Origin of the sequence: Allosediminivita pacifica (genome assembly GCF_003054175.1) — a bacterium.
Lineage (GTDB): Bacteria > Pseudomonadota > Alphaproteobacteria > Rhodobacterales > Rhodobacteraceae > Allosediminivita > Allosediminivita pacifica.
The window spans coordinates 1-21,753 of the sequence record NZ_QBKN01000042.1 but is presented as its reverse complement, the minus strand read 5'-3'; the positions used below and the strand labels follow the sequence as shown (position 1 = coordinate 21,753).

19 protein-coding genes and 1 pseudogene are annotated in these 21,753 nt (G+C 65.4%); 11 read left to right on the top strand and 9 right to left on the bottom strand.

Annotated features, from left to right (window positions below):
• Positions 1-319: 319 nt before the first annotated feature.
• The 7 genes from C8N44_RS21290 to C8N44_RS21260 are packed head-to-tail and all read right to left on the bottom strand — an operon-like array spanning position 320 to position 8,128.
• Positions 320-1,123, bottom strand: coding sequence for an inositol monophosphatase family protein (locus C8N44_RS21290; protein WP_158274121.1), 804 nt, complete (start codon positions 1,121-1,123; stop codon positions 320-322).
• Complete coding sequence (locus C8N44_RS21285; protein WP_244641169.1) at positions 1,116-2,129, bottom strand: LacI family DNA-binding transcriptional regulator; 1,014 nt, start codon at positions 2,127-2,129, stop codon at positions 1,116-1,118. Before C8N44_RS21285 ends, C8N44_RS21290 begins: the two co-directional genes overlap by 8 nt.
• The gene (locus C8N44_RS21280) at positions 2,126-3,550 is read right to left on the bottom strand and encodes a glycerophosphodiester phosphodiesterase (protein ID WP_107978771.1); all 1,425 of its coding nucleotides are present in this window, start codon (positions 3,548-3,550) and stop codon (positions 2,126-2,128) included. Before C8N44_RS21280 ends, C8N44_RS21285 begins: the two co-directional genes overlap by 4 nt.
• Positions 3,547-4,611: an ABC transporter ATP-binding protein gene (locus tag C8N44_RS21275; RefSeq protein ID WP_107978770.1), complete on the bottom strand. Its 1,065-nt coding sequence runs from the start codon at positions 4,609-4,611 to the stop codon at positions 3,547-3,549. The genes C8N44_RS21280 and C8N44_RS21275 overlap by 4 nt, the downstream gene beginning before the upstream one ends.
• A complete protein-coding gene (locus C8N44_RS21270) occupies positions 4,611-5,435 on the bottom strand; it encodes a carbohydrate ABC transporter permease (RefSeq protein WP_107978769.1) in 825 nt (274 codons plus the stop codon). Before C8N44_RS21270 ends, C8N44_RS21275 begins: the two co-directional genes overlap by 1 nt.
• A gap of 1 nt (position 5,436) precedes the next feature.
• Complete coding sequence (locus C8N44_RS21265; RefSeq protein ID WP_107978768.1) at positions 5,437-6,810, bottom strand: carbohydrate ABC transporter permease; 1,374 nt, start codon at positions 6,808-6,810, stop codon at positions 5,437-5,439.
• Positions 6,794-8,128 carry a sugar ABC transporter substrate-binding protein gene (locus C8N44_RS21260; RefSeq protein ID WP_244641170.1) on the bottom strand — a complete coding sequence of 445 codons (1,335 nt, stop codon included), beginning with the start codon at positions 8,126-8,128 and terminating at the stop codon, positions 6,794-6,796. The genes C8N44_RS21265 and C8N44_RS21260 overlap by 17 nt, the downstream gene beginning before the upstream one ends.
• A 1,722-nt stretch (positions 8,129-9,850) precedes the next feature.
• On the opposite strand from C8N44_RS21260, the gene C8N44_RS21255 reads away from it, so the two are divergent.
• Genes C8N44_RS21255 through C8N44_RS21240 form a run of 4 tightly spaced genes read left to right on the top strand, consistent with a single transcriptional unit; the run spans position 9,851 to position 13,564 of the window.
• Entirely contained in the window at positions 9,851-10,345 is a 495-nt protein-coding gene (locus C8N44_RS21255) for a hypothetical protein (RefSeq protein WP_244641171.1), read from the top strand.
• Positions 10,338-11,366: a LacI family DNA-binding transcriptional regulator gene (locus tag C8N44_RS21250; protein ID WP_107978767.1), complete on the top strand. Its 1,029-nt coding sequence runs from the start codon at positions 10,338-10,340 to the stop codon at positions 11,364-11,366. Before C8N44_RS21255 ends, C8N44_RS21250 begins: the two co-directional genes overlap by 8 nt.
• Positions 11,363-12,349: a nuclear transport factor 2 family protein gene (locus C8N44_RS21245; RefSeq protein ID WP_107978766.1), complete on the top strand. Its 987-nt coding sequence runs from the start codon at positions 11,363-11,365 to the stop codon at positions 12,347-12,349. Before C8N44_RS21250 ends, C8N44_RS21245 begins: the two co-directional genes overlap by 4 nt.
• Positions 12,350-13,564 (top strand): MFS transporter, encoded by a 1,215-nt coding sequence (locus C8N44_RS21240; RefSeq protein ID WP_107978765.1) that lies wholly within the window; start codon positions 12,350-12,352, stop codon positions 13,562-13,564.
• A gap of 372 nt (positions 13,565-13,936) precedes the next feature.
• On the opposite strand, the pseudogene C8N44_RS21235 reads toward C8N44_RS21240, so the two are convergent.
• Together C8N44_RS21235 and C8N44_RS21230 are read right to left on the bottom strand one after the other, a co-directional pair.
• Positions 13,937-14,095, bottom strand: a pseudogene (locus C8N44_RS21235) (transposase); the annotation flags it as partial.
• A gap of 132 nt (positions 14,096-14,227) precedes the next feature.
• Entirely contained in the window at positions 14,228-14,959 is a 732-nt protein-coding gene (locus C8N44_RS21230) for a TrmB family transcriptional regulator (RefSeq protein WP_107978764.1), read from the bottom strand.
• A 182-nt stretch (positions 14,960-15,141) separates the two neighbouring features.
• Between C8N44_RS21230 and C8N44_RS21225 the strand changes: the two genes are divergently transcribed.
• Genes C8N44_RS21225 through C8N44_RS21195 form a run of 7 tightly spaced genes read left to right on the top strand, consistent with a single transcriptional unit; the run spans position 15,142 to position 21,232 of the window.
• Positions 15,142-16,314 carry an ABC transporter substrate-binding protein gene (locus C8N44_RS21225; RefSeq protein WP_107978763.1) on the top strand — a complete coding sequence of 391 codons (1,173 nt, stop codon included), beginning with the start codon at positions 15,142-15,144 and terminating at the stop codon, positions 16,312-16,314.
• A gap of 55 nt (positions 16,315-16,369) precedes the next feature.
• Positions 16,370-17,236, top strand: coding sequence for a branched-chain amino acid ABC transporter permease (locus tag C8N44_RS21220; RefSeq protein WP_107978762.1), 867 nt, complete (start codon positions 16,370-16,372; stop codon positions 17,234-17,236).
• Positions 17,233-18,210, top strand: a complete 978-nt coding sequence (locus C8N44_RS21215) for a branched-chain amino acid ABC transporter permease (RefSeq protein WP_107978761.1) — start codon at positions 17,233-17,235, stop codon at positions 18,208-18,210. Before C8N44_RS21220 ends, C8N44_RS21215 begins: the two co-directional genes overlap by 4 nt.
• Positions 18,207-18,935: an ABC transporter ATP-binding protein gene (locus tag C8N44_RS21210; RefSeq protein ID WP_107978760.1), complete on the top strand. Its 729-nt coding sequence runs from the start codon at positions 18,207-18,209 to the stop codon at positions 18,933-18,935. Before C8N44_RS21215 ends, C8N44_RS21210 begins: the two co-directional genes overlap by 4 nt.
• On the top strand, positions 18,925-19,629 hold the full coding sequence (locus tag C8N44_RS21205) for an ABC transporter ATP-binding protein (RefSeq protein ID WP_170121112.1): 705 nt from the start codon (positions 18,925-18,927) through the stop codon (positions 19,627-19,629). Before C8N44_RS21210 ends, C8N44_RS21205 begins: the two co-directional genes overlap by 11 nt.
• Positions 19,630-19,668: 39 nt before the next feature.
• Positions 19,669-20,634 (top strand): carbon-nitrogen hydrolase family protein, encoded by a 966-nt coding sequence (locus C8N44_RS21200; protein WP_107978773.1) that lies wholly within the window; start codon positions 19,669-19,671, stop codon positions 20,632-20,634.
• Positions 20,627-21,232 carry a pyridoxamine 5'-phosphate oxidase family protein gene (locus C8N44_RS21195; RefSeq protein ID WP_107978759.1) on the top strand — a complete coding sequence of 202 codons (606 nt, stop codon included), beginning with the start codon at positions 20,627-20,629 and terminating at the stop codon, positions 21,230-21,232. The genes C8N44_RS21200 and C8N44_RS21195 overlap by 8 nt, the downstream gene beginning before the upstream one ends.
• Positions 21,233-21,753 lie beyond the last annotated feature (521 nt).

Sequence of the window (21,753 nt, the reverse complement as noted above, 5' to 3'; positions counted from 1 at the left end):
TCAAAGTCAGGGCCAAGACGCATCTCCTGTCCGTCAAGCGTTTGCGCCATTCCGCATGGCGAAGTCCCCGGGTCAAGTGAAGGTCTTTTGAACCCCTCAAGGCTTGATGGGGCCAGTGCCTTTCGGGGGCGTGTCACCTGCATGGGGTTGACCTTAGGCCGCGAGGCTCGTTTGCGGATTTGCGTTGCAGGCGCGACAGGTGATCAGACGAACCTTTCGAAAAAGGCGTCGATGGTCAGGGTGCGTATGTCGCCGAGCTTGTCGCGTAGCGTGTCGTGGCTCAAAAGGGTTAACCGACACGGCCCCATTCCCGAGGTTTTCAACCTAGCTTCGCATAGCTGTCTTCTTTTGCTTTTTGAAAGCTGCGGCTCAGGTGCTCGATTTGCGCTCGCGGACCGGGCGCGCCGGCGATAACCGGGGCGGACCGGTCCATCGGATGAGGCGCGTGCCAACCGCCGGCTTCCTCGACGAGAAGCAGGCCGGCGGCACAGTCCCAGGGCGCGAGTTGCGGCTCGATGAAGCCCAGGTAGTGACCGGCCGCCACATGGGCGAGGCTGAGCGCCGCCGATCCGTTGCGCTGGAAACTCCCGCCGGAGGTTAGCAGGTCCCGGACCATCGCGGCGATCAGATCGGGGTTGCCAGAGCCCATTGCGATCAGACCGTCGGCGAGGCTGCAGCCTTTCGAGACCGACAGGTGAGCGGATCGGCACCAAGCGCCCTGGCCACGCAGGGCGCTATAGACGCGGCCGCTGCAGGGGTGGGCGACCCATCCGGCCAGGGTCTCCCCGTCGTGGCAGAGCGCTACCGAGATCGACCAGCCCTGCAAGCCGTGCAGAAAGGATGCGGTGCCGTCGATCGGGTCGACGATCCATGTCCAGCGGCCGTCACCCTGCGACACGCCAAGTTCCTCGCCCAGGAAACCATCGCGGGGAAAGCTGTGGGCCAGCCTTTCGCGGATCAGCGCTTCCACATCGCGGTCGGCTTCGCTCACCAGGTCCTGAGGGTCCGTCTTGCATTCGACCGACAGGTCCGAGCGCCGTTCGAAAAATGCCATGGCGCGCTCGGATGCCTCGGCGATCATCTCTTCCGCGGCCGTCACGCGCGCCGCCAGTCCTTCAGTCAATGTTCGTCTTCCTTGTCGTGGCCCGCCGCACTGCGGCGACGGGAAGAACTTGCAGCTCCGGCTGGTTGGCCGGGTGCGCGATGCGGTCCGCAAGCCCATCGAGACAGGCGTTGGCCAGCAGCCCCGGGTCTTGGCGGATCGTGGTGAGGTCAAAGGCGGGCCAGGCGGCTTCGGCGATGTCGTCACAGCCGACGAGGGCGGGCCAGTCGTGCGCTGGCAGCCCGGCGCGGCGTAGCCCGTCGATGAAACCGAGCGCCAGGAAATCGTTGGCGCAATGCACGCCGTCGACATCATGGCGCGCGGCCAGATACTGCTCTGCCGCAATAAGGCCCCCGGCGTGGTTCTGGCTGGGGCCGGTCACTTGCCCTGCGAGGGTCATTCCCAGAGCTCCGAGTTCCGCCTCAAAGGCGCGTCGCCGTTCATCGATGGTGAAGGAGGCGCGCGCCTGTCCCGCATAAAGCACCCTGCGGCAACCCGCCTCGCGCAGCAGGTGCGCTGCCATGCGCCCCGCCGCATCGGTATCCTGAACGACACGCGCGGCGCGCGCATCGACCGGCGCCTTGTTCACCAGCACCAGTGGCACGCCGAAGCGGGCGCATTGGTGGCTGATCTCTTCCGGTGGCGTGTCCGATGTCACGATCGCGCCAGAAACATTGTAATTCAGCATCATGTCGATGAGCTGGCGCGGATCGTCCCCCTGCGACCAAGGAAGCAGGAACGGGCGGAAGCCGCCGGCCACGAGACCACGGGCGAGAAGATCAACCAGTCGTGCCCGCAAGGAATGGTCCATGTCCGAAACCACAAGGGCGACCAGCTTCGACGGCGCCGCCTCTTTCAGGCTGCGGGCGAGGTGGTTGACGCGGTAGCCCAGTTCCTCGGCCGCGGCCATGATCCGGTCGCGGGTCTCCGGCGCGACCGAGGCACCGTCGGTGAAGGCGCGGCTCACCGCCGAACGCGACACGCCGGCAAGCGCCGCGACATCCGATGCACGGGGCGGTCGGTTCACAATGCGGCCTTCAGCGCGGCCAGCAGCAGGTCGGCCCGGTCCAGGTTCACCATCTCGGGCCGCCACTCGGCGATGCGCGCAAAGACCGCCGGATCCTCGCCGAAAAACTGCAGCATGGGCCGGATGCCGTGCGCGCGGCAGAGAGGGGCCTCTACCTCCCAGTCGGCGACCTGGATCTCGCAGATCTGCGGGGAAAGCTCGTCAACCATGGTATTGAAGCTGACGTGATGGATGATGTTCGACTTGATGTTGGCCTGAGGTGAAAGCTGCCGCATCTCGCGCAGCAGCGTCGGATCGGGCGACCAGAAGAAGCAGTCCTGCAGGAAATCCCGCGCCTCGACGAATTCCAGAAGTTGCCTCGCAGGAACGGCCTTGTTCTCGATGTAGATCCGGCGGCCGCGCGCCTTGGCGAGGTCGATCATCTCCGCCAGCCGGGGCAGGCGCTCGTCCTGCCAATGCGCTGACTTCCAGCTTCCGGCATCCAGATCGGCGATGTCGGCCCAGTCTTTTGCTAGGATCGGACCATTGCCGTTGGTCGTCCGGTCGAGCGTCGCATCGTGCAGGACCACGATCTCGCCGTCGCGGGTCGTCCGGACGTCCAGTTCCAGCCAATCGCAGCCCATATCGTAGGTCAGCCGCGCGCCCGCCAGCGTGTTTTCAGGCGCGATGTGGTTGATGCCGCGATGGCAGACCACCTCGATGCCGTGATCGCCAAGGCTCTCGAAGCCGCCGATCAGTTCCGGCTGATTGGTGCAGATGCCGAGTGCCGGGAGGCTCAGAAGATCGCGCAGAACCTCGGGCCGTTCCTCGTGCCAGAGCGCGAGTCCCAGGCCACGCCGCTGCGCTTCGGCGATCAGCTCGGGTGTCACGAGATCCTGCGGCCTCGCCGAGGCATGCTCCCAGCAAAGATGGATGATATCGGCCTGGGTGGCCTCGGCCCGTGCGAAGGGATCTTCCCCCGGACGCACCAGCACGGAAACCGGCCAGGGGCTTTGCGCCGCGATCAGCGCGCGCGCCTCGTCATCGTCGAAAGCGCCGAGAACCGCGGGTTCGAAGCCGTGTTTCGAGAGTATCTCGAGGCAGGGCAACCCGCTGCCCTGTGCCTTGAGGTCGAGGTAAAGCCCCTGTCCTCGCGCCCGAGCATGTCGGACGAGCTGATCGAGATCCATGAAGCCGACGAGATCCGCGCGCGCGCAGTCGGCGATACGGAGATCGCCGACCACCGCGTCATGGCAAGCCACCGGCACGCGGTCGCCGGTCAGGTGGATGTCCACCTCCCACATCTCGGACCCGAGATCGGCCGCGAACGCATAGCCCTGTGCGGAGGCCTCGGGCGCGTAGAGGGGCGCGCCCCTGTGCGCGATGCAAAGAGGCCGCGCATCGGTGCGGGTGGGGAAGGGGTACTGCAGGCCGGCCCTCACAGCCGCCTCCCGTCCGCGTCGAACGCGAGCATCCGGTCCGCGTCGATGCTCCAGGTCACCTCGTCGCCTATGGCCACGTCATCCCGGGTGGGCTGGATCGACCGCAGGGTCACGCCGGGCGCCGCCTGCACGTCGAAGAGCATCTCGCGCCCCTGAGGTTCGACGAAGGTCACTCGGCCCGAGGCCTGCCCGGCACCGCCGTGGCCGAAGTGTTCTGGCCGCAGACCCAGCGCGATGGGCCTCCCGGCGGGCATGTTACGCAGATGCGCGGGCAAGGGCAGGGTCAGCCCCTCGGCCATGGCGAACCGCCCCTCCTGCGCCGTCTGCCCGTCGAGGAAGGTGATCGGCGGGTTGCCGAGGAAGCCTGCGACGAAGCGATTGGCCGGCGCGCGGTACATTTCGGTGGGACTGTCGATCTGCAGGATCTCACCCTTGTCCATGATCGCGACCCGGTCGCACATGGACATGGCCTCTACCTGGTCATGGGTGACGAGGATTGCTGTGATCCCGGTCTCAAGCTGCAGGCGACGGATCTCCGATCGCATCTCGAGGCGCAGCTTGGCATCGAGGTTCGCCAGCGGCTCGTCCAGCAACAGCACGTCGGGCTTGCGCACCAGCGCCCGGGCAAGCGCCACGCGCTGCTGCTGGCCGCCCGACAACTGCGCGGGCCTGCGGCTCAGCAGCGCCTCGATGTGAATCAGCTCGGCGATCTCGCGGACCTGCCGCGCGACCTCGGCCTTGTCGGTGCGCTTCTTCTGCACGGTCAGAGGGAAGGCGATGTTTTCCTCGACCGTCAGGTGGGGATAGAGCGCGTAGTTCTGGAAGACCACGCCCACGTTGCGCCGCTGCGAGGGCAGGGCCGACACGTCCCGGTCGCCGAACAGGATGCGCCCGCCGTCGGCGCGGTAGATCCCGCAGATCGACAGCAGCGTCGTCGACTTGCCGCAGCCCGAGGGGCCCAGTAGCGCCAGCATTTCCCCGTCCTCGACGGTGAGGTTCAGCCCCTCGATCACGGGTGTCCCGTCGAAGCACTTGGTGAAGTTGTCGAGATGTAGTCGCATCAGCCCTTGGTGCCTCCGCCGAAGATGGTCATCAGCCGGTTCTGGAAAATCACGAACAGAGCGATCACCGGCAGGGTGTAGAACACACCCACTGTCTTGAAGAGATTGAAGTCGAAGCCGATGTCGTCGCCCGCGATCAGCTGGTTCAGAAGCACCGACATGACGGTCATTTCGGATCCCGGCGCCAGCACGCGCGGCAGCAGGTATTCGCCCCAGCCGTCGAGGAAGGCAAAGACCGAAAGCGCCACCAGCCCAGGTTTCACCTGCGGCACGATCAGCCGCCAGAAAACCGTCAGCCGTGACGCCCCGTCCTGCACGCCGGCCATTTCGATTTCCCACGGAACAGCATCGTAAAAGCCCTTCATGATCCAGATCCCGAAGGGCAGCATCAGAGCGCCCTTCACCAGGATCACCCCGATCATGGTGTTGTAGAGCCCGGTGAACTTCAGCACGAAGAAGACGCCGATCAGCAGTGTCACCGCCGGAAAGGCATGCATCACCAGGATGCCGGCGAGGAAGAAGCGGCGGTAGGGGAGGTTCAGCCTGGAGATTGCATAGCCCGCCAGAGACGAGACCGGCACCACCACCGCGACCATCGACAGCGCCAGCACGGCTGTGTTGAGCGTGGCCATCCAGACGTTGCCCGCCGCCGACATGTCCCACAGGAACCGCCAGTGGCGCAGCGTGAACTCGTCCGGCCAAAGCTCTCCGGGCGGCGCATCGGTGAAGGTGTCGAGGATCAGGAAGCCGTACATCGTCATCAGCGGCAGGCTGACGAGGATGATGACGACCATCAGGGGGAAAAGCGCGAAGTTTCTCGTCATGTCAGATCTCGATTTTCGGTCGGCCGACGAGTTCGTTGAACTTGAACAGGCGCAGGTAGATCAGCGACAGAACCAGCCCCACGACGACCAGCACCAGCGCCATGGCCGCGCCCATCCCGTATTCGAGATTGCCGGTGTAGTTCGACAGGGCCGTCTTGAAGGCCTCGAGCGCCCAGACGGTCGTGGTCCGCCCCGGTCCTCCGTTGGTGGTCAGCCAGATCTGCTCGTAGGAGGAGAGCAGCGACAGCGTCTGGTAGGCGGTGACGAACAGGATGGGCCAGCGCATCTGCGGCAGGATAATCCTGCGCACCTGCTGCCAACGGGATGCACCGTCGACCTCCGACGCCCAGAGCTGCTGCACCGGGATCGCGCGCAGCGCGCCGGAAAACAGGATCAGCCCGAACGAGGCGCCGATGAAACCATTCAGCGTGATCATGGTGGCCCAGGCGGTGACCACCGACCCCTTCATGTAGTTGAATGATGGCAGGCCTACCTGCTCGGCGAGGATCGGCAGGAAGCCCCCCTCCCAGGTGAACCACTTCCACATGACGGCATAGAGCACGACCGGCGTGATGCGCGGCAGGAGCCACAGCGTCGAGAACAGGCTGCTCATGCCCTTGGGCGTGTAAAACAGCACCACGGCAAGGAAGAGCCCGAGCCCGACATTGAACAGCGAAAGCGTCGCGCCGACATAGAGGAAGGTATTGGCCACCAGCCGCGCGGTTTCCTTCTGCGTGGCGAGCCGTTCGAAGTTCTCGGTGGTGAAACGGGCCCCGGTGTAACTGGCGTCGACGATTTGCGCGCGGGCTGCGGGTGTCACCTCCGGTGCCAAGGTCTCGAGCTTTGCGGAGAGGCCATCGGAGGTGGTGAAACGCTGGTTGAGGACCGAGGTCTCGAACAGGGCGGCGGCGGATTTCAGGTCGCGTGCGCGGCGCGGCGCCGTGCGAAGCCGGCGCAGGTCCCTCTCGAAGTCGGAGGGGGCGTCGAAGCTGCGTCCAAGGAAATCGCCCTCGATATCGTCCAGAAAACGGCCGTCGACACCCGCGGCACGGGCCCGTTCGATGGTTTCGGCGTCGACGGTCACGCTGGCGCGGCTCACCGCCTCGAGATCGGCCGAGGACATCCCGCGGTCGCCGAGTTCACGCAGGAGGTTCGGCGTCACGACATAGTCGCCTCGCCCGATGCCGGTCGAGGTCGACAGGTCAGTAAAGGCAAAGACACCTGTCAGCGCCACCGGCAGGAAGAAGAACAGCGTAAGCAGGAGCATGGCTGGCGCCATCAGGATCAGCCCCAGCCGCGATACCGGCGCGCGGCGGGCGCGAGAGGGGCGCGACGAGCGCGCCCCTTCGAGTGTCGGATCAGCGAACGACGACATTGTCGCCCAGCGATTTCTTGACGCTGTCGGCCACGTTCTGCGCGGCTTCCGCAGGATCAGTTGCCCCCGTCCAGCTCGACTCCAGCCCCTGGTACATGGCTGTCCAGAAGGTGCCGAAGTCCGAGTTGTTCGGGATCGCGTTGGTGTGCGGCGCAAGGCGTTCCGACGCGGCCGCCAGCCATTCGTCGCCGGCATAGAGAGGCACCTGCGTCTCGTCCTCGGAAATGCCGAGGTGCGCCGACTTCACCGCGTGCAGCGCGTTGATGTCGGGGGCCGAGGCCATGGCGATCAGTTCGGCGGCAATTGCGGATTCGTCCTCGGTGCTGGTGGCGCTCAGCAGGTAGACCAGCGGATGGGTGATCGAGTTGGCGCGACCGGCCTCGTTGCCCGCGGGGATCAGCGTGTACTGGACTTCGCCGAAGAAATCCTCGAGCCCGAACTGGTTCTGCCACTGGGCCTTGTGCCAGGTTCCGCCATGCCATGCGCCGTAGTTGCCGGCGGCGGCATTCTGGTGCCAGACGTCCCATTCGGTGCCGAGGTGCGTCTGCGAAACCACGTCCTGCTCGACCGCGTCGGCGAAGAAGCCGTACATGCCTTCCAGCGCGGCGGTGTCGACGATGAGCTTGCCGGTCTCGGGGTCGGCCATCTCGCCGCCGAAGCTCTGGTAGAACTGCCAGTAATCGGGGCCGTTCGAGACGCGCGGACCAAAGCCCATGCCCGGCTCGATCACGCCTTCGTCCTGCATCTGCTTCACGGTGTCCACCATGTCGGCAAGGGTGAACTCACCCGATTGCACGCGGTCGGCAAGGCTCTCGATCTCGTCGCGCGACCAGCCGATTGCCTCGAGCGCGGGGATCGACCAGAACATGACCCGGGCCTCCGCGTCCTGTGGCACACCCCAGATTTGACCGTTGAACGAGGCGGTCTGGATCAGGTTCGGATAGATGGTGTTGAGCGGCCAGGTGTCGAAGTAGACGTAGTCCTCGATCGGACGGATCAGGCCAGCCTCGGACCAGGGGCCGATGTCCTCGTGGCCGGAAACGATGATGTCGGGCGCGTTCTCGGCCTCGGAGGCCAGCGTGACGGCCTGCTTGAAGTCGTCCCAGCCAGACCAGGCCTGGCCCTCGACGGTGATGTTGAGGTCTTCACCGCGGACTTTGGCTTCGCGCATCATCTGTTCGGCGGCGATGCTGATGGCGTCGATACGGTAGTTCGAGCTGTCGCCCGTCCCGCCGGACCAGACGGTGATGGTGTAGTCTTCGGCTGCGGCAGCGAAGGCCACCGAGCCCAGAAGCGCGGCAAGAGCCGCAGATTTCATGTGAAAGGTCATGGAGAGCAATCCCAGGAGGCTTGTCGTTGCAAAGGCATTGCACACGTGTGCATGCCGACGTCTCCCACCTTTCGATAACACTCGCCCGACGGTTTGATGTCACTTCTGTAAAGCCGTGCCGCCGCCGGGCGGCTGGGGAACGCTACCGGATACTTGTGGACTGCCGACACTGACGCGATCCACTTAGCGGGTTAGGATTGTGTCCCACAGATGGAGAAGCCAGAGAACGGCTGGGAAGCGAGAGAAGCCGGACGACATCGTACTGAAGCCGCAGGAGTTTAAGGTGCTGCAACGTCAGGGGCTGTCGGTCGGCGATGCGGTGCGTCAAGTAAGCATCACGCAGCCCATCTATTCCCCGTAGCGCAGGAAGTATGGCGGCATGAGCCGCGATCAGCTGAAGCAGCGCAAGGAACTCTGGGCAGAGAACCAGCGGCTTAGGTGGGTCGTCTCCGACCTGGCCCCCGGCAAATGATGTCGAGCGAGGCGGCACCGTGAAGCTTCTAGGCCCCTCGCGCCGACACAAGTGCATCAACCACATGCTGCAGGTGCTTGGCCCAGAGACAGGACGGTGGCGCTATCTGTCATAGCGGGTGCCGCTCGCCCGGCAATCCGGTGAGAAAAGTTGGAACCGGGCGAGGGTTGGCAAGGTAGCAGGGCCGTCTTGATCTTCTTCCACCTGAAGCCGAAGCCCGGCGCTCAGTGCTCCGTTCCCCAACGTCGGACCGACGAGATCGGGGGTTTTCGGCTATCTTGTACTCCTCTCAATCTTGGAACGCTCCCGCTGGAGTTTCTGGCTGCGGTCGCCGCGAGGGAGGGCCCGGTTCGCTCGAACAGAGGACTGCTCGAGTTCTCGTTCTCTGTCCCGCTAGAGCCAGCAGCAGGCGCCGGCGCAGGACGCTGGTGAGGGCGTGGGGGACACGTCAGGCGACGCTGCTGCATCATGTCTCTTAAAGATCGGCACCCGATATCGGCACATGTCTCGAATATTCCTTAATAAGTATCTGATTAATTTACATAATACTCCGACCGCGGATCGGCATTTGGGGCCTCATGGATGCTTGCGCGGACGTAGGTGTTTGGCGCGGGTTTCCCAGACCAATCGGCTAAGCGGTGGAGGCTGACGCTCGATCGCTTAGGGCGTGATTGGAGCCGCCCTTGGCCAAACCCGTCGTCACCTCGCCTCTCCTGTCAGGTTTGGCTGACGCAGGTTTCTTCCAGGGCAACCTGCTCCCGCCTGGCGAACCAGGGGGCGTGACCCTACCGCCACGCAGCGCTTGGAAATTTCCCCGGCTCGCTCTGCCTCGCCCAACGCGAAAAGCCCGAGTGGCGTGGTCGTCGAGGGCCAGTGGCTTTGGGAAATCGCCTTCTTCACACAGTCAGGAGAAGAAAGTGAGTTTTTAGTTTGTCGCATTTTCAATGGGGTTGCGGGCGATCCCGGTCTCGTCTTCAAGAGACGACGCTTTTTTCTTTTTGGATTTTCACCGGTTTCGTCGACCCTGATCAGGCGCAGGAAGAGGGGCCCATCGCGGTCTCTCTCTGGGCAAAGAAAAACGCGCACCCTCGGGTGCGCGCCTGGAAGTTGGGGCAGAGATCGCCCGTGTATTGCTTGCCACGCTAGAAGTCGAAAACGGTCCGGGCAAGCGCGGTCCGAGATCCAGGATGAAAAGATGAGTACCCCGGAAATGCCGCGTTTCCGGGAACGGAGACGGTATGTCGAACTACGAAGACTGGTTGCAGGATCAGCCGGCCCCAACCAAGAAGCAGCCTGCCTTGAAAGTGGCGTCCATCCACGGCGTTCTGCCCTATGCAGGTGACCGGAATCCGCTGACACGGAGCGACACGGTCAAGCGGGTGTCGGTTGCAATCGCGACACCAATGACCAGCGGTGTCCGGCAGGTTTACCATTTCGATGGCGAGTCCGAATACGCCGTCGCCCTGGACGCCCTTCGCAGCCCTGAACTCTATGGGCTGGAAGTGCAGCTTCCTCCGCTCAGCTTCTACAGCCGGCAGAAGCGCAAGGTGCGCACCCATCGCTTCGACTTGCGGCTGACGTTCCGGGATGGGTACCGGCGCGCAGTCTTCGTGCGCAACGCGACGAGCCTGGCGAAACCCAAAACCCAGGACGAAATCGGCGACATCTTCGCCGCGGTCACCGAAGACCTTGCCGACGACTGCATGGTCGTCTGCAGGGGAGAGCATGGCTGAGAGGGTAACGGCATCGATGGTGGCCGAGCGGGCGGGCGTAAGCCCCTCGGCGGTCAGCCGGGTCTTCACGCCCGGCGCGTCAGTTTCGCCCAAGACTGAGGAAAAGGTGCGCAAGGCAGTGGCCGAGCTGGGCTACCGGCCCAATGTGCTTGCCCGTGCCATGGTCTCGGGCCGCAGCCGGATCATCGGGCTGGTGATCGCCTACCTCGAAAACCAGTTCTACCCCGAGGTGCTGGAGAAGCTGTCCAACGCGTTGCAGGCCCAAGGCTACCACATCCTCGTCTTCATGGCCTCGTCCGAGACCGGAGAGATCGACGAGGTGGTGGAGCAGATCCTCGACTACCAGGTCGACGGGATCGTGCTGGCCTCGGTATCGCTGTCCTCCGATCTCGCCTCGCGCTGCCAGGCCGCCGGTGTGCCGGTGGTCATGTTCAACCGGTTCCAGGACATCGACGGCCTGTCGGCTGTGACCTCGGACAACGCGGGCGGGGCGCGACGCGTGGGGCAATTCCTCATCGCGGGCGGACACGAGCGGATCGCTTACATCGCCGGTTGGGAAGGGGCATCGACCCAGCGCGACCGCGAGGCAGGCTTCCGCGCGGCGCTTGCCGAAGGCGGGCGCACGCTCTTTGCGCGGGCCTGCGGAAACTTCGAGCGCGAGCCCACCGCCGGGGCGGTGCGCGAGCTCTTTGCCGGCCAGGAGGGCGACCGCCCCGACGCCGTGTTCGTCGCGGGCGACCAGATGGCGCTCTTCGCCATGGACGTCCTGCGGTTCGAACTGGGGCTGTCGGTGCCGGGCGACGTCTCGGTCGTGGGCTTCGACGATGTGCCGAGCGCCTCGTGGCTCTCCTACCAGCTTACCACCGTACGCCAGCAGGCGGCTCTCATGGTCGAACGGACCGTGGCGGCCCTGCTGAGCGCGATCGAAACTCCGCAGGCGGCAAACCCAACGCACGAGGCGATCGAGGCGCCGCTGATCCTGCGCGCCTCGGCCCGCGTGCCCGAAGGATGGAAGACATGAAAGGTTTCGACCCCAAGTTCCGCGATTTCCCCGACTACATCATCGGCATCACCAAGGAAATCTGGGAAGATCGCGGCATCGCCACGCTGCACGACTATTACGCGCCGAAGGTCGTGGTGCGGTCGCCAGCTTCCGTGGTGATCGGCAACGACAACGTCATCGGGGCCACAATGGCGACGCTTGCCGAGTTCCCCGATCGGACCCTGCTGGGCGAGGACGTGATCTGGTCTGGCACACCGGAAGAGGGGATGCTGAGCTCGCACCGCATCCTCTCGACGGCTACCCACCTGGGCGACGGGGTCTATGGGGCGGCCACGGGCCGGAAGCTCGCCTACCGCATCCTTGCGGACTGCCACGCGCGCGACAACATGATCGACGACGAATGGCTGATCCGCGACCAAGGGGCCATCGTCCGCCAGATGGGCTGGGAGCCGCGCGCCTACGCCGCCGACCTCATCGCGCGTGAGGGCGGGGTCGAGGCCTGCGTGCGTCCGCTCACGCCCGAGAACGATCCCGAGGGGCCCTACAAGGGGCAGGGCAACGACGACCCCTGGGGGCAGCGGTATGGCGAGATACTGACCCGGATCATGGGGGCCGACATGCGGGCGATCCCTGAGTGTTATGACCGCGCCGTGCAGGCCGAGTACCCGGGCGGTGTCACGGGGTATTCCTTCGGGTCGGTGGATCGCTTCTGGATGGGATTGCGGGCCTCGTTCCCCAATGCGCGTTTCACCATCCATCATCAGATCGGTCGCGAGGACGCCATGATGCCGCCGCGTGCAGCCGTTCGCTGGAGCCTGACGGGGACGCATGACGGCTGGGGCATCTTCGGGGCGCCGACCGGCACGCAGGTGCATGTCCTTGGCATCTCGCACGCCGAGTTCGGTCTCTTGGGCACGGCGGAACCGAAGGTGCGGCGGGAGTGGACGCTTTTCGACGAAACGTCCGTCTGGAAGCAGATCCTCATGCAGACGGGGATCTGATTGGCGCAGACGACGCAGATGGACGATCCGGGTCACGGCCGTTCGGTGGCGCTGCTCTCGGTCGCATGCAGGGCGCTGGCGGCCAATGTCTACCTTGCCCAGCCCCTTGCGGGCCCGATCGCGGCAACCCTTGGGTTGTCGCGGCAGGCGGCGGGAACCGTCGTGACGATGACGCAGCTTGGGTACGGGCTGGGGCTGCTGCTGATCGTGCTGCTCGCGGACCGCGTCGAGAACCGGAAGCTGATCCTTTGGCTCGTGGCGCTTGCGGGCGCAGGGCTACTGGTCGCCGGTTTGCCGCCGGCGGCCGGTGTCTTTCTCGCAGCCTGCCTTGCCATCGGCCTTGGGTCGGTCTGCGTCCAGGTGCTCGTCCCCTACGCGGCCCATCTTGCCCCCGAAGTCAGAAGGGGCCGAGTTGTAGGGCTGGTGACAGCAGGACTGATGCTGGGGATCATGGTGGCCCGTCCCGTGGCGGGGCTGATAGCGGAGGTTCTCAGTTGGCCCGATGTCTTCCGCCTCTTCGCCGTGATGATGGTGGTCCTCTTCGTGGTTCTGTTCTGGCGCCTGCCGCCGCTTCAACCAACCGAGACGGAAAACACCGCGTCGGTGCTCAGGTCGATGGTCAGGGCCCCCTTCCGATATCCGCTGCTGCGCCAGCGTATCGCCTACCAGTCCGGGCTCTTCGGGGGCTTTTCGCTGTTCTGGACCGCCGTGCCGCTCTGGCTGATGCAGCCGGCCTGGGGCTGGAGCGAGGGGGATGTCGGGATCTTCGCCCTGACCGCGGCCAGCGGTGCGCTGGCCGCCCCGCTGGCCGGGGCCTTGGCGGACAAGGGGCTTGGCAAGCAGGTGACCGCCGCGGCGCTCGCCATGGCGTCAGTCGGCTTCGTCCTGACCCTGCTTTTTCCCGACGGTACGCTCTGGGCCGCTGCGGGAATCGTTGTCGCGGCGAGCCTGATCAACGCGGCGGTGACCTTCAGTTTCGTGATCGGTCAGCGGGCCATATTCGGAATAGATCCCGGCGCCCGGGCCCGGCTCAACGGGATCTTCATGGCCAGTTTCACGCTCGCGGGGGCGGTTGGTTCGGCAACGGGAAGTTGGGTGCTCGCTCATCTTGGCTGGGTGGGCGTCGCTTCTTGCGGGCTTCTCGTTCTGGTTTTGGTGAGTATCCGGTTCGTTCGCACAGAGGTCTGCTCGAGGTCTCGTTCTTTGTCGCGCTAGAGCCAGCAGCAGACGCCGCCGCAGGACGCTGGTCAGGGCGTGCCTGGACGCGTCAGGCGGCGCGGCTGCATCATGTCTCTTAAAGATCGGCACCCGATATCGGCACGTGTCTCGAAAATTCCTGAATAAGTATCTGACTAGAAAAGATTACACCCCGACCGTGGGTCGGTATTCGGGGCCTCATGGATGCTTGCGCGGTCGTGACTCTTCGGCGCGGGTTTCCCAGCCCAATCGGCTAAGCGGTGGAGGCTGACGCTCGCTCGCTTAGCTTCGGCCGTGATTGGAGCCGCCTTTGGCCACACCCGTCGTTACCTCGCTTCTCGTGTCGGGTTTGGCTGACGCAGGCGTCTTCTGGGGCAATCTGATCCCGCCTGGCGCATCTCGCCATCGCAAGCCATTGCGATTGATTAAGATAATCCCGCTCAGGACACGCCGGTCATCAACCCTCGGCTTGCCATGCGACGTGAAGAAGCAAGGCGTCAGACGCGCCATCTGCGCATCGCTCAACCAGTAGAGATCTGACGTGTTCACCGCTCATTTGCGAACGGTGAAGCACGCTCGCCCAACCAAAACGATGGGGCCAGACCGGAGGTTCGGCTTGGTGCGTCCGTGATACGGCCCATGGTCTTGAAGGGCGGTGTTGGGCCGTCATGGAGCTTGGGATCAGGCGGTCTCGCAGTGCGGCCAGAGGAAGTCGAACATCGAGCGGTGAAAGCTGGCAAGCTCCTGGCTCGTGACCACCATGGCGTAGTGTTCCGCTTGGGATGACACGTAGACAAGCTTGTCGTCGCTGATGAACATCGTTGTGCGCAGGTCCATGTGGGCTGGCGCGTAGCGCAGGCGGCGCAGCTCGTCGTCGGAGTCCGGCCAGACCATGTCGGTCTCGCTGCTGCGGGCACGGATCACCCGCAGCGTGATGCCACGGGCCACGCGCGTATCGATGAAGCTGCGCATCCAGTCCTCGCCCGGGATCTCCATCAGTGACTTCATCGCGAGGAAGCCCAGCAGGAGCCCCGAATGGCAGTCGAGCGCTTCGGTCATGGCGCGTTTGATCTCCTCGACGCCATCGTAGATGCGCATCCGGGGGCGCGACCGGCTGCCGCCGTAGAGCGACATGAGCTCCGGTACGGCATCGCGGACAAGCGCCTTCCGGCGTTCCATGATGTCGAGAAGCTGTCTTGGGTCCTCGGCCGAGACGACCCGCGAGCCGCCGGTTTCGACGAAGGTGAGTAGGCCCTTGCGCTTCAGGCGGGACAGCAGGTCGTAGCCGTTGGTGCGGGTGACGCCGGCGGCGGTCGAGATCTCGGACACCGTCGCGGTGCCGAGCATGAGCGCCGTCCGGTAGAAGAGAATCTCCTTCTCGTTCAGCCCCAGTGCTTCGAGCCCCTCGTCCATCGTGCGCCCCTTTATCGGTGTGTCAAATTCATTCGACACCAAATTACTGTGCAAGATGCTCTGCTATCAATGATTTTATGGCCTGATTTTCGAAGTATCTGAACATGAAGTCGAGATTTGTGGACACTGCCAGCGCCCCGGCGGCAGGGTTCGTCGAAACAGCAACCTCGGAGACGGACCACATGACCACCAAGGCAATTCTCCTCGGCTCGGCCCTGGCGCTTGGCGCGCTTCCGGCCATGGCGCAAGACACCATCAAGATCGGGGCAATCTTTCCGTTGAGCGGCCCCAACGCGCAGTTCGGCAACAGCAGCGTCAACGGCATGCGGCTCGCGCTCGAACGCATGCAGGAAGAGACCGACGGCATCGCCGACCGGGTCGAGTTGGTCGTGACCGATGTGCCCGCGCCGGGCGACGCGCCCGCCGCCACGCAGCGGCTCATCAACAACGACGGGGTGGTGGGGCTGATCGGGTCCTTCTCGAGCTCGATCACGCTGGCCGCCTCGGAGATCACCGAGCGCGCGCAGGTGCCGATGATCAGCCACTCCTTCGCGGACCAGATCACCGAGCGCGGCTACGAGTACATCTTCCAGATCTCCTCCAAGGGCAGCGCCATCGGCGCGGCGCAGCTCAACCACGCGGTCGAGATCGCCGAGGCCGAGGGTGTCGACGTGTCCAGCATCGCGATCCTCTACGAGGACACCTCCTACGGGACCGCGCAGGCCGCGGGCATCCGCGACGCGGCCGCCGAGGCTGGCATCGAAGTGGCGGTCGACCAGGGCTACCCGCTGGGCATCTCGGACGTGTCGCCGCTCATCAACTCGGTGCGGCGTGCGGAGCCGGACATCGTCTTCCCGGTGTCCTACCTCAACGACAGCCTGCTGATCGTGCGGACCATGCGCCAGCAGGGGCTGAGCACGCCGGTCGTCGGCGGCGCGGCGGGCTACATCATCCCGGCCTTCAAGGACGGGCTGGGCGAGTTCACCGAGAACGTGTTCTCGGTCGCGCCCGCCAACTACGACTACGTCCCCGAGATCAACGCGGACTACGAGGAGGCCCACGGCACCTTCATGCCGCACGAGGCGCTCATGTACGGGGCGGCGCTCCAGCACATGATCACGGCGATCGAGGAGGCCGACTCGACCGACCCCGTGGAAATCCGCGACGCGATCTCGGCGCTGGAATACTGCGACGGCTTCGCCTCGGGGCTGCCGGGCGAATGCATCGCCTTCGACGAGACCGGCGCGACCACCACCGGCTTTCCGATCTTCGTGCAGTGGCGCGGAGACGACATCGTGACGGTCTACCCGCCCGAGTCGGCACGCGAAGAACCGATCTGGGCCACGGCCGACTGATCCTTCCGGCGGAGGCGACCGGCCTCCGCCGCGCATTCAGAAGCGGAAAACTGAAATGACCCCTCTCGTTCAGGCCATCCTCGATGGTCTCCTCGTCGGTGGTGTCTACGGCGTCGTCGCGGTCGGGCTCTCGCTCGTCTTCGGCGTCCTTGGCATCGTCAACTTCGCGCAGGCCGAGTTCCTGATGCTCGGCATGTACGTGGCCTGGTTCGCCTGGAGCTTCCTCGGGCTCGACCCGATGCTGGGCGCCGTGCTCGCGCTCGCCGCGGGATTCATGCTGGGCTACGTGATCCAGCGCCTACTCGTGCAGCGCGTGATGTCGAGCGATCACGTCGCGCAGATCTTCCTGACCGTCGGGCTGCTCGCGGTGATGGAAAACGGCGCGCTTATGATCTTCGGGCCGGACTTCCGGTCGGTTCAGACCGACGCGCAGATGATTTCCTACCGGCTTGGCCCCTTCTTCATCTCTGCGGTCTACCTCAAGGCCTTCGTAGCCGCCGTGGCGATCTCGGTGGCGCTTTGGGCGCTTCTCAACCGGACGTGGCTGGGCCGGGCGATCCGCGCCACCGCGCAGGACGCGCCGGCGGCGCAGCTCTTCGGGATCAACACGCGCTGGATCTACGGCATCGCCTTCGGGCTCGGCGCTGCGCTGACCGCCTTTGGTGGCGGGATCGTCCTGAGCTTCGCGCCGGCCTATCCGACCATCGGGGCCAACTACGTTGTGCTGATGTTCACCGTCGTGGTTCTCGGCGGGCTGGGCAGCGTCATGGGCGCGCTTCTGGGCGGGCTGCTCGTGGGGATCGTTCAGTCGGCCTCGACGCTCGTGCTGCCGATCCAGCTGCAGAACCTCGCGCTCTTCGTGATCTTCATCGCGGTGCTGGCCCTGCGTCCGGAGGGGCTGCTCGGAAAGGCGGCGAAATGAAACGATCCCTCCTGATCCTCGCGGTGATCGCCATTGCCGCCATTCTCCTCGGGCTCGCCCTCGATCCGCGCAGCTACGGCGTGCGGGTGCTCTGCCTCATTCTCATGGCCGCCGCCCTCGGGCAGGCCTGGAACATCGTCGGCGGGCTCGCCAACCAGATCTCGCTCGGCCACGCGGCCTTCTTCGGCATCGGCGCCTACACCAGCACGGTGCTGCAGGTGCAGTTCGAGCTGACGCCGTGGATCGGCATGCCCATCGGCGCGGTGCTTGCCGCCGTAGCGGCGGGGGCCATCGCGCTTCCGACCATGAGGCTCAAGGGGCCGTACTTCGCCCTTGCCACGCTGGCCTTCGGTGAAATCTGCCGGATCGGTGCACAAGCCATGTCGGGCGTGACGGGTGGTCCGCAGGGGCTTTCGGTGCCGTTCTACGGCGACTCGCTGGCCATGATGCAGTTCCGCCAGCCGGGCGCCTACGTGCCGCTCTTCGCCGCGCTCTTCTTCCTCGTCTCGGCCGTCTTCGCGGTCATGAGCCACGGGCGACTGGGCTACATGCTGCGGGCGGTCCGCGAGAACGAGGAAGCGGCCGAGGTTACCGGCATCGACACAGTGCGCATCAAGCTGACGGGGGCGATCATCTCGGCCGCCTGCACGGCGCTCGTCGGCGGGCTCTTCGCGCAGTTCACCTTCTTCATCGACCCCGACACCGTCTTCAGCACGACCGAGATCTCGATCCGCGCCGCACTGATCGCGATCGTCGGCGGGGTGGGGCTGCTCTGGGGTCCCATCGTCGGCGCGCTCTTCGTGGTTCTGGTGGAGGAGTTCCTCAACAGCACGCTGTCGGACGCCTTGCCCGGCATCTCGCCGTTCCTGTTCGGCGTGGCGCTGGTGGTCATCGTGATCGCGCGGCCCGAGGGGCTGGTTTCCTTCCGACACCTGGTCACGGACCGGTTTGGCAAGAAAGGAAAAGAGGCATGAGCGAGCCACTTCTTTCCGTCTCGGACGTCACGGTCCGGTTCGGCGGTCTCAAGGCGCTGAACGAGGTCGCCTTCACGGTGGGCGAGGGCGAGGTGATCGGCCTGATCGGCCCCAACGGGGCGGGCAAGACCACCTGCTTCAGCACGCTCGTCGGCCTGAATCGGCCCAAGAGCGGGTCGATCCGCTTCCAGGGACAGGAAATGGTCGGATCCAAGCCGCATCGCGTGGCGCGGGCGGGCATGACCAAGACCTTCCAGAACACCGCGCTTTTCCCGGGCATGACGCTTTACGACAACGTGCTGACCGCGGCCCTTGGCCACGAGCCGCTGGCGCAGGCCCGCGAAACGGCCACCCGCTGCCTGCGCGATCTCCACATGGAGGAGGCGGGCGACCTCGCGGTCGAGGACATGACCTTTCCGCAGCGCGCGCTGGGCGAAGTCGCGCGGGCACTTGCGACCTCGCCCAAGCTTCTGCTGCTGGACGAGGTGATGGCGGCGCTGACGCCCGCCGAGATGGACGAGGTCATCGCCACCATCCTGCGCCTGCGCGACAGCCACGGCATCGCCTTCGTCGTGGTGGAGCACCACATGAAGGCCATCATGAAGCTGTCCGAGCGCATCCTCGTCCTGAACTTCGGCGAGCTCATCGCCAGCGGCACGCCGGACGAGATTTCCAGCAATCCCGCCGTGATCGAAGCCTACCTCGGAGCCGGCCATGATGATTGAACTCGAAAACGTCACCGGCGGCTACGGTCACCGCACGATCATCGAGGGCATCGACCTGTTGGTGGCAGAGGGCGAGACCGTCGCGATCCTCGGCGTGAACACCGCCGGCAAGACCACCCTGATCCGGGCCATCTCCGGCGCGCTGCCGCACCAGAAGGGGCACATCCGCTTCGAGGGGCGCGACATCTCGGACGACCCGCCGCATGCGCGGGTGTCCTCGGGGTTGGCCTGCGTGCCCGAGGGGCGGCACATCTTTCCGCAGATGAGCGTCGTGGAGAACCTCATGGTGGGCGCCTACCACCGGCGATCCTCGGCGCTGGACGAGGACCTCGAGGCGGCCTTCACCCTGTTTCCCCGCCTGAAGGAACGGCGCCGGCAGATGGCGGGCACGCTGTCGGGCGGCGAACAGCAGATGGTGTCGTTCTGCCGGGCCATGATGGCCCGCCCGAAGCTGCTGCTGATGGACGAGCCGAGCCACGGGCTGGCGCCCATGATGGTCGAGGAGGTCCACAGCGCGATCAACGACGTGAACAGCCGCGGCATCGCCGTGCTTCTGGTCGAGCAGAACGTGTCGAGCGCGCTGCGCGTGGCGAGCCGCGGCTACGTGCTCGACCACGGCCGGATCACGCTCGAGGGGACCGCCGGCGAACTGGCGGACGATCCCTTCGTCAAGAAGACCTATCTCGGCATCTGAATGCCGCGCAAAGACCAAGACCTGGAAGAGGAAGAACACATGCCGGTCATCAAAGCGGCCGTTGTCCAGAAGGGCGCACGCGGCTCCGACACCGGGGCAACCCTGGAAGAGGCGCTGGCGACCATCGCGGAATGCGGGTCCGAAGGCGCGAAGCTCGTCGTCTTCCCCGAGGCCTACCTCGGGGGGTATCCCAAGGGGGCAGACTTCAAGGTGGCGATCGGCCACCGCACCCCCGAGGGGCGTGAGGAATTCAATCTTTATGCTAAGGCGGCGATCGAGGTGCCGGGGGCGGAAACGCGGGCCATCTCCGAGGCGGCGCAGGCCGCTGGCTGCTTCGTCACCATCGGCGTGATCGAGCGGGACGGCGGCACGATTTACTGCACCGCGCTCTACTTCGGGCCGGAGGGCGCGCTTCTCGGCAAGCACCGCAAGCTCATGCCCACGGCCTCTGAGCGGCTGTGCTGGGGTTTCGGCGACGGCTCGACGCTCGACACGGTGGAAACCCCCTGGGGGCGCATGGGCGCGGTGATCTGCTGGGAGAACTACATGCCCATGATGCGCATGGCGATGTACGACCAGGACATCTCGTTCTACTGCGCGCCCACCGCCGACGACCGCGATTCATGGGCCGCCACCATGCGCCACGTCGCGCTCGAGGGGCGCTGCTTCGTGTTGTCGGCCTGCCAGTACCTGACGGGGGCCGATTTCCCGCAAGGCATGGGCAACGTGCTCGGGTCCGAGGATGACCGCGTGCTGATGCGTGGCGGCAGCATGATCATCGACCCGCTGGGGCAGGTGCTTGCCGGGCCGGTCTTCGACGCCGAGACGATCCTCTATGCCGATCTCGACACCGACCAGATCAACCGTGGCAAGTTCGACTTCGACGTCGCGGGTCACTATGCCCGGCCGGACGTATTCCACCTGAGCGTCGACGACACGCCGCGCCCGCCCGCCACGCGGGCCAGCACGCTGCCTTCGGCCGGCCGGAGATTTTCAAATGACTGATCGCCCATTCTACCACGAGGACATGCGCGCCCTGCAGGACCGTTACGACGGGCGTCGCGTGGCCGACGCGCTCGAGGAGCGCCGCCTGCACGAGGCCTTATGGGAGGACGAGCGCGAGATGATCGAGACATCGCCCTTCTTCTTCATCGCGACGGCGGCGACGCCCTACGTAGACTGCAGCATCCGGTCCGGCGATCCCGGCTTCGTGAAGGTGACCGGGCCGCGGACGCTCGAGTGGCCGGAATACGACGGCAACTCGATGTACCGTACGCTCGGCAACATCCGGGCAAACCCCGAGGTGGGGTTGCTCTTCGTGAGGTTCGACGGGCAGAGCCGCCGCATCCGGATCAGTGGCCGCGCCTCGGTGCGCGAAGATGCCGCGCTGCGTGAGGTCAAGGGCCACCAAGGGCTGATCGTCTCGGTCGATTGCCACGAGATCTACCCGAACTGTCCCCGCTACCTGCCCGATCTCGCCCAGGGCGAAGCTTCGCCCAACGTCCCCGGCGAAGGTCGTTCGCCGCCACCGCCCGAGTGGAAGCGGCGTGACTACATCCGTGAGAAACTGCCGAAGGACGATCCCTTCAAGAACGACGTCTGAAGCATGAACGCGGACGCGCGGGGGCCAGGGCCAGATGCTGACTTGCCACTGAACTTTCATGCAGCCGCGACCGGAGCCAGTAGATGTTTGCGCTGGTGCGCGCAGGGGCTAGGGTGAAATGCGTGCGTTCCGTATCCCAGTCGACCGCCCAGGTGGCGCTCACGATCCGCGCCGATATGCCGTGCTTGCCGCACGGGGCAGGGCACTTTGCGCCCGCCGCGTGCGCGTCCATAGTGCCGATGATCTGTTCGTCCGTGACCCTCGTTCGCTGCAGGCCTGCCGGCTCAAGTCACGGTCCGCGAGGCGTCCGCGAAACCATACGGGCGGTGGGCGGCCAAGGTTGAAGTCGGTGTGGACCTTTGCTGGCTCCGCTATCCGCAAGCGCACCCGTTCGCTTGGAGCACGGCGCCTTCTCGGTCCGCTATCGGTAGTGCCCCACGGGGTGGTGTAGGAGGCCGCGCGCGGAGCCATTCGGCGTAGCGCAGCGCGCGGCCTGTCTGGCGGCCACCGCACTTCTTCGT

Coding starts and splice junctions, on each gene's coding strand:
- C8N44_RS21275 (WP_107978770.1), bottom strand. CDS start 4,611: ATGCGACTACATCTCGACAACTTCACCAAGTGCTTCGACGGGACACCC.
- C8N44_RS21270 (WP_107978769.1), bottom strand. CDS start 5,435: ATGACGAGAAACTTCGCGCTTTTCCCCCTGATGGTCGTCATCATCCTC.
- C8N44_RS21265 (WP_107978768.1), bottom strand. CDS start 6,810: ATGTCGTCGTTCGCTGATCCGACACTCGAAGGGGCGCGCTCGTCGCGC.
- C8N44_RS21260 (WP_244641170.1), bottom strand. CDS start 8,128: ATGAAATCTGCGGCTCTTGCCGCGCTTCTGGGCTCGGTGGCCTTCGCT.
- C8N44_RS21255 (WP_244641171.1), top strand. CDS start 9,851: ATGTCGAACTACGAAGACTGGTTGCAGGATCAGCCGGCCCCAACCAAG.
- C8N44_RS21250 (WP_107978767.1), top strand. CDS start 10,338: ATGGCTGAGAGGGTAACGGCATCGATGGTGGCCGAGCGGGCGGGCGTA.
- C8N44_RS21245 (WP_107978766.1), top strand. CDS start 11,363: ATGAAAGGTTTCGACCCCAAGTTCCGCGATTTCCCCGACTACATCATC.
- C8N44_RS21230 (WP_107978764.1), bottom strand. CDS start 14,959: ATGGACGAGGGGCTCGAAGCACTGGGGCTGAACGAGAAGGAGATTCTC.
- C8N44_RS21225 (WP_107978763.1), top strand. CDS start 15,142: ATGACCACCAAGGCAATTCTCCTCGGCTCGGCCCTGGCGCTTGGCGCG.
- C8N44_RS21220 (WP_107978762.1), top strand. CDS start 16,370: ATGACCCCTCTCGTTCAGGCCATCCTCGATGGTCTCCTCGTCGGTGGT.
- C8N44_RS21215 (WP_107978761.1), top strand. CDS start 17,233: ATGAAACGATCCCTCCTGATCCTCGCGGTGATCGCCATTGCCGCCATT.
- C8N44_RS21210 (WP_107978760.1), top strand. CDS start 18,207: ATGAGCGAGCCACTTCTTTCCGTCTCGGACGTCACGGTCCGGTTCGGC.
- C8N44_RS21205 (WP_170121112.1), top strand. CDS start 18,925: ATGATGATTGAACTCGAAAACGTCACCGGCGGCTACGGTCACCGCACG.
- C8N44_RS21200 (WP_107978773.1), top strand. CDS start 19,669: ATGCCGGTCATCAAAGCGGCCGTTGTCCAGAAGGGCGCACGCGGCTCC.
- C8N44_RS21195 (WP_107978759.1), top strand. CDS start 20,627: ATGACTGATCGCCCATTCTACCACGAGGACATGCGCGCCCTGCAGGAC.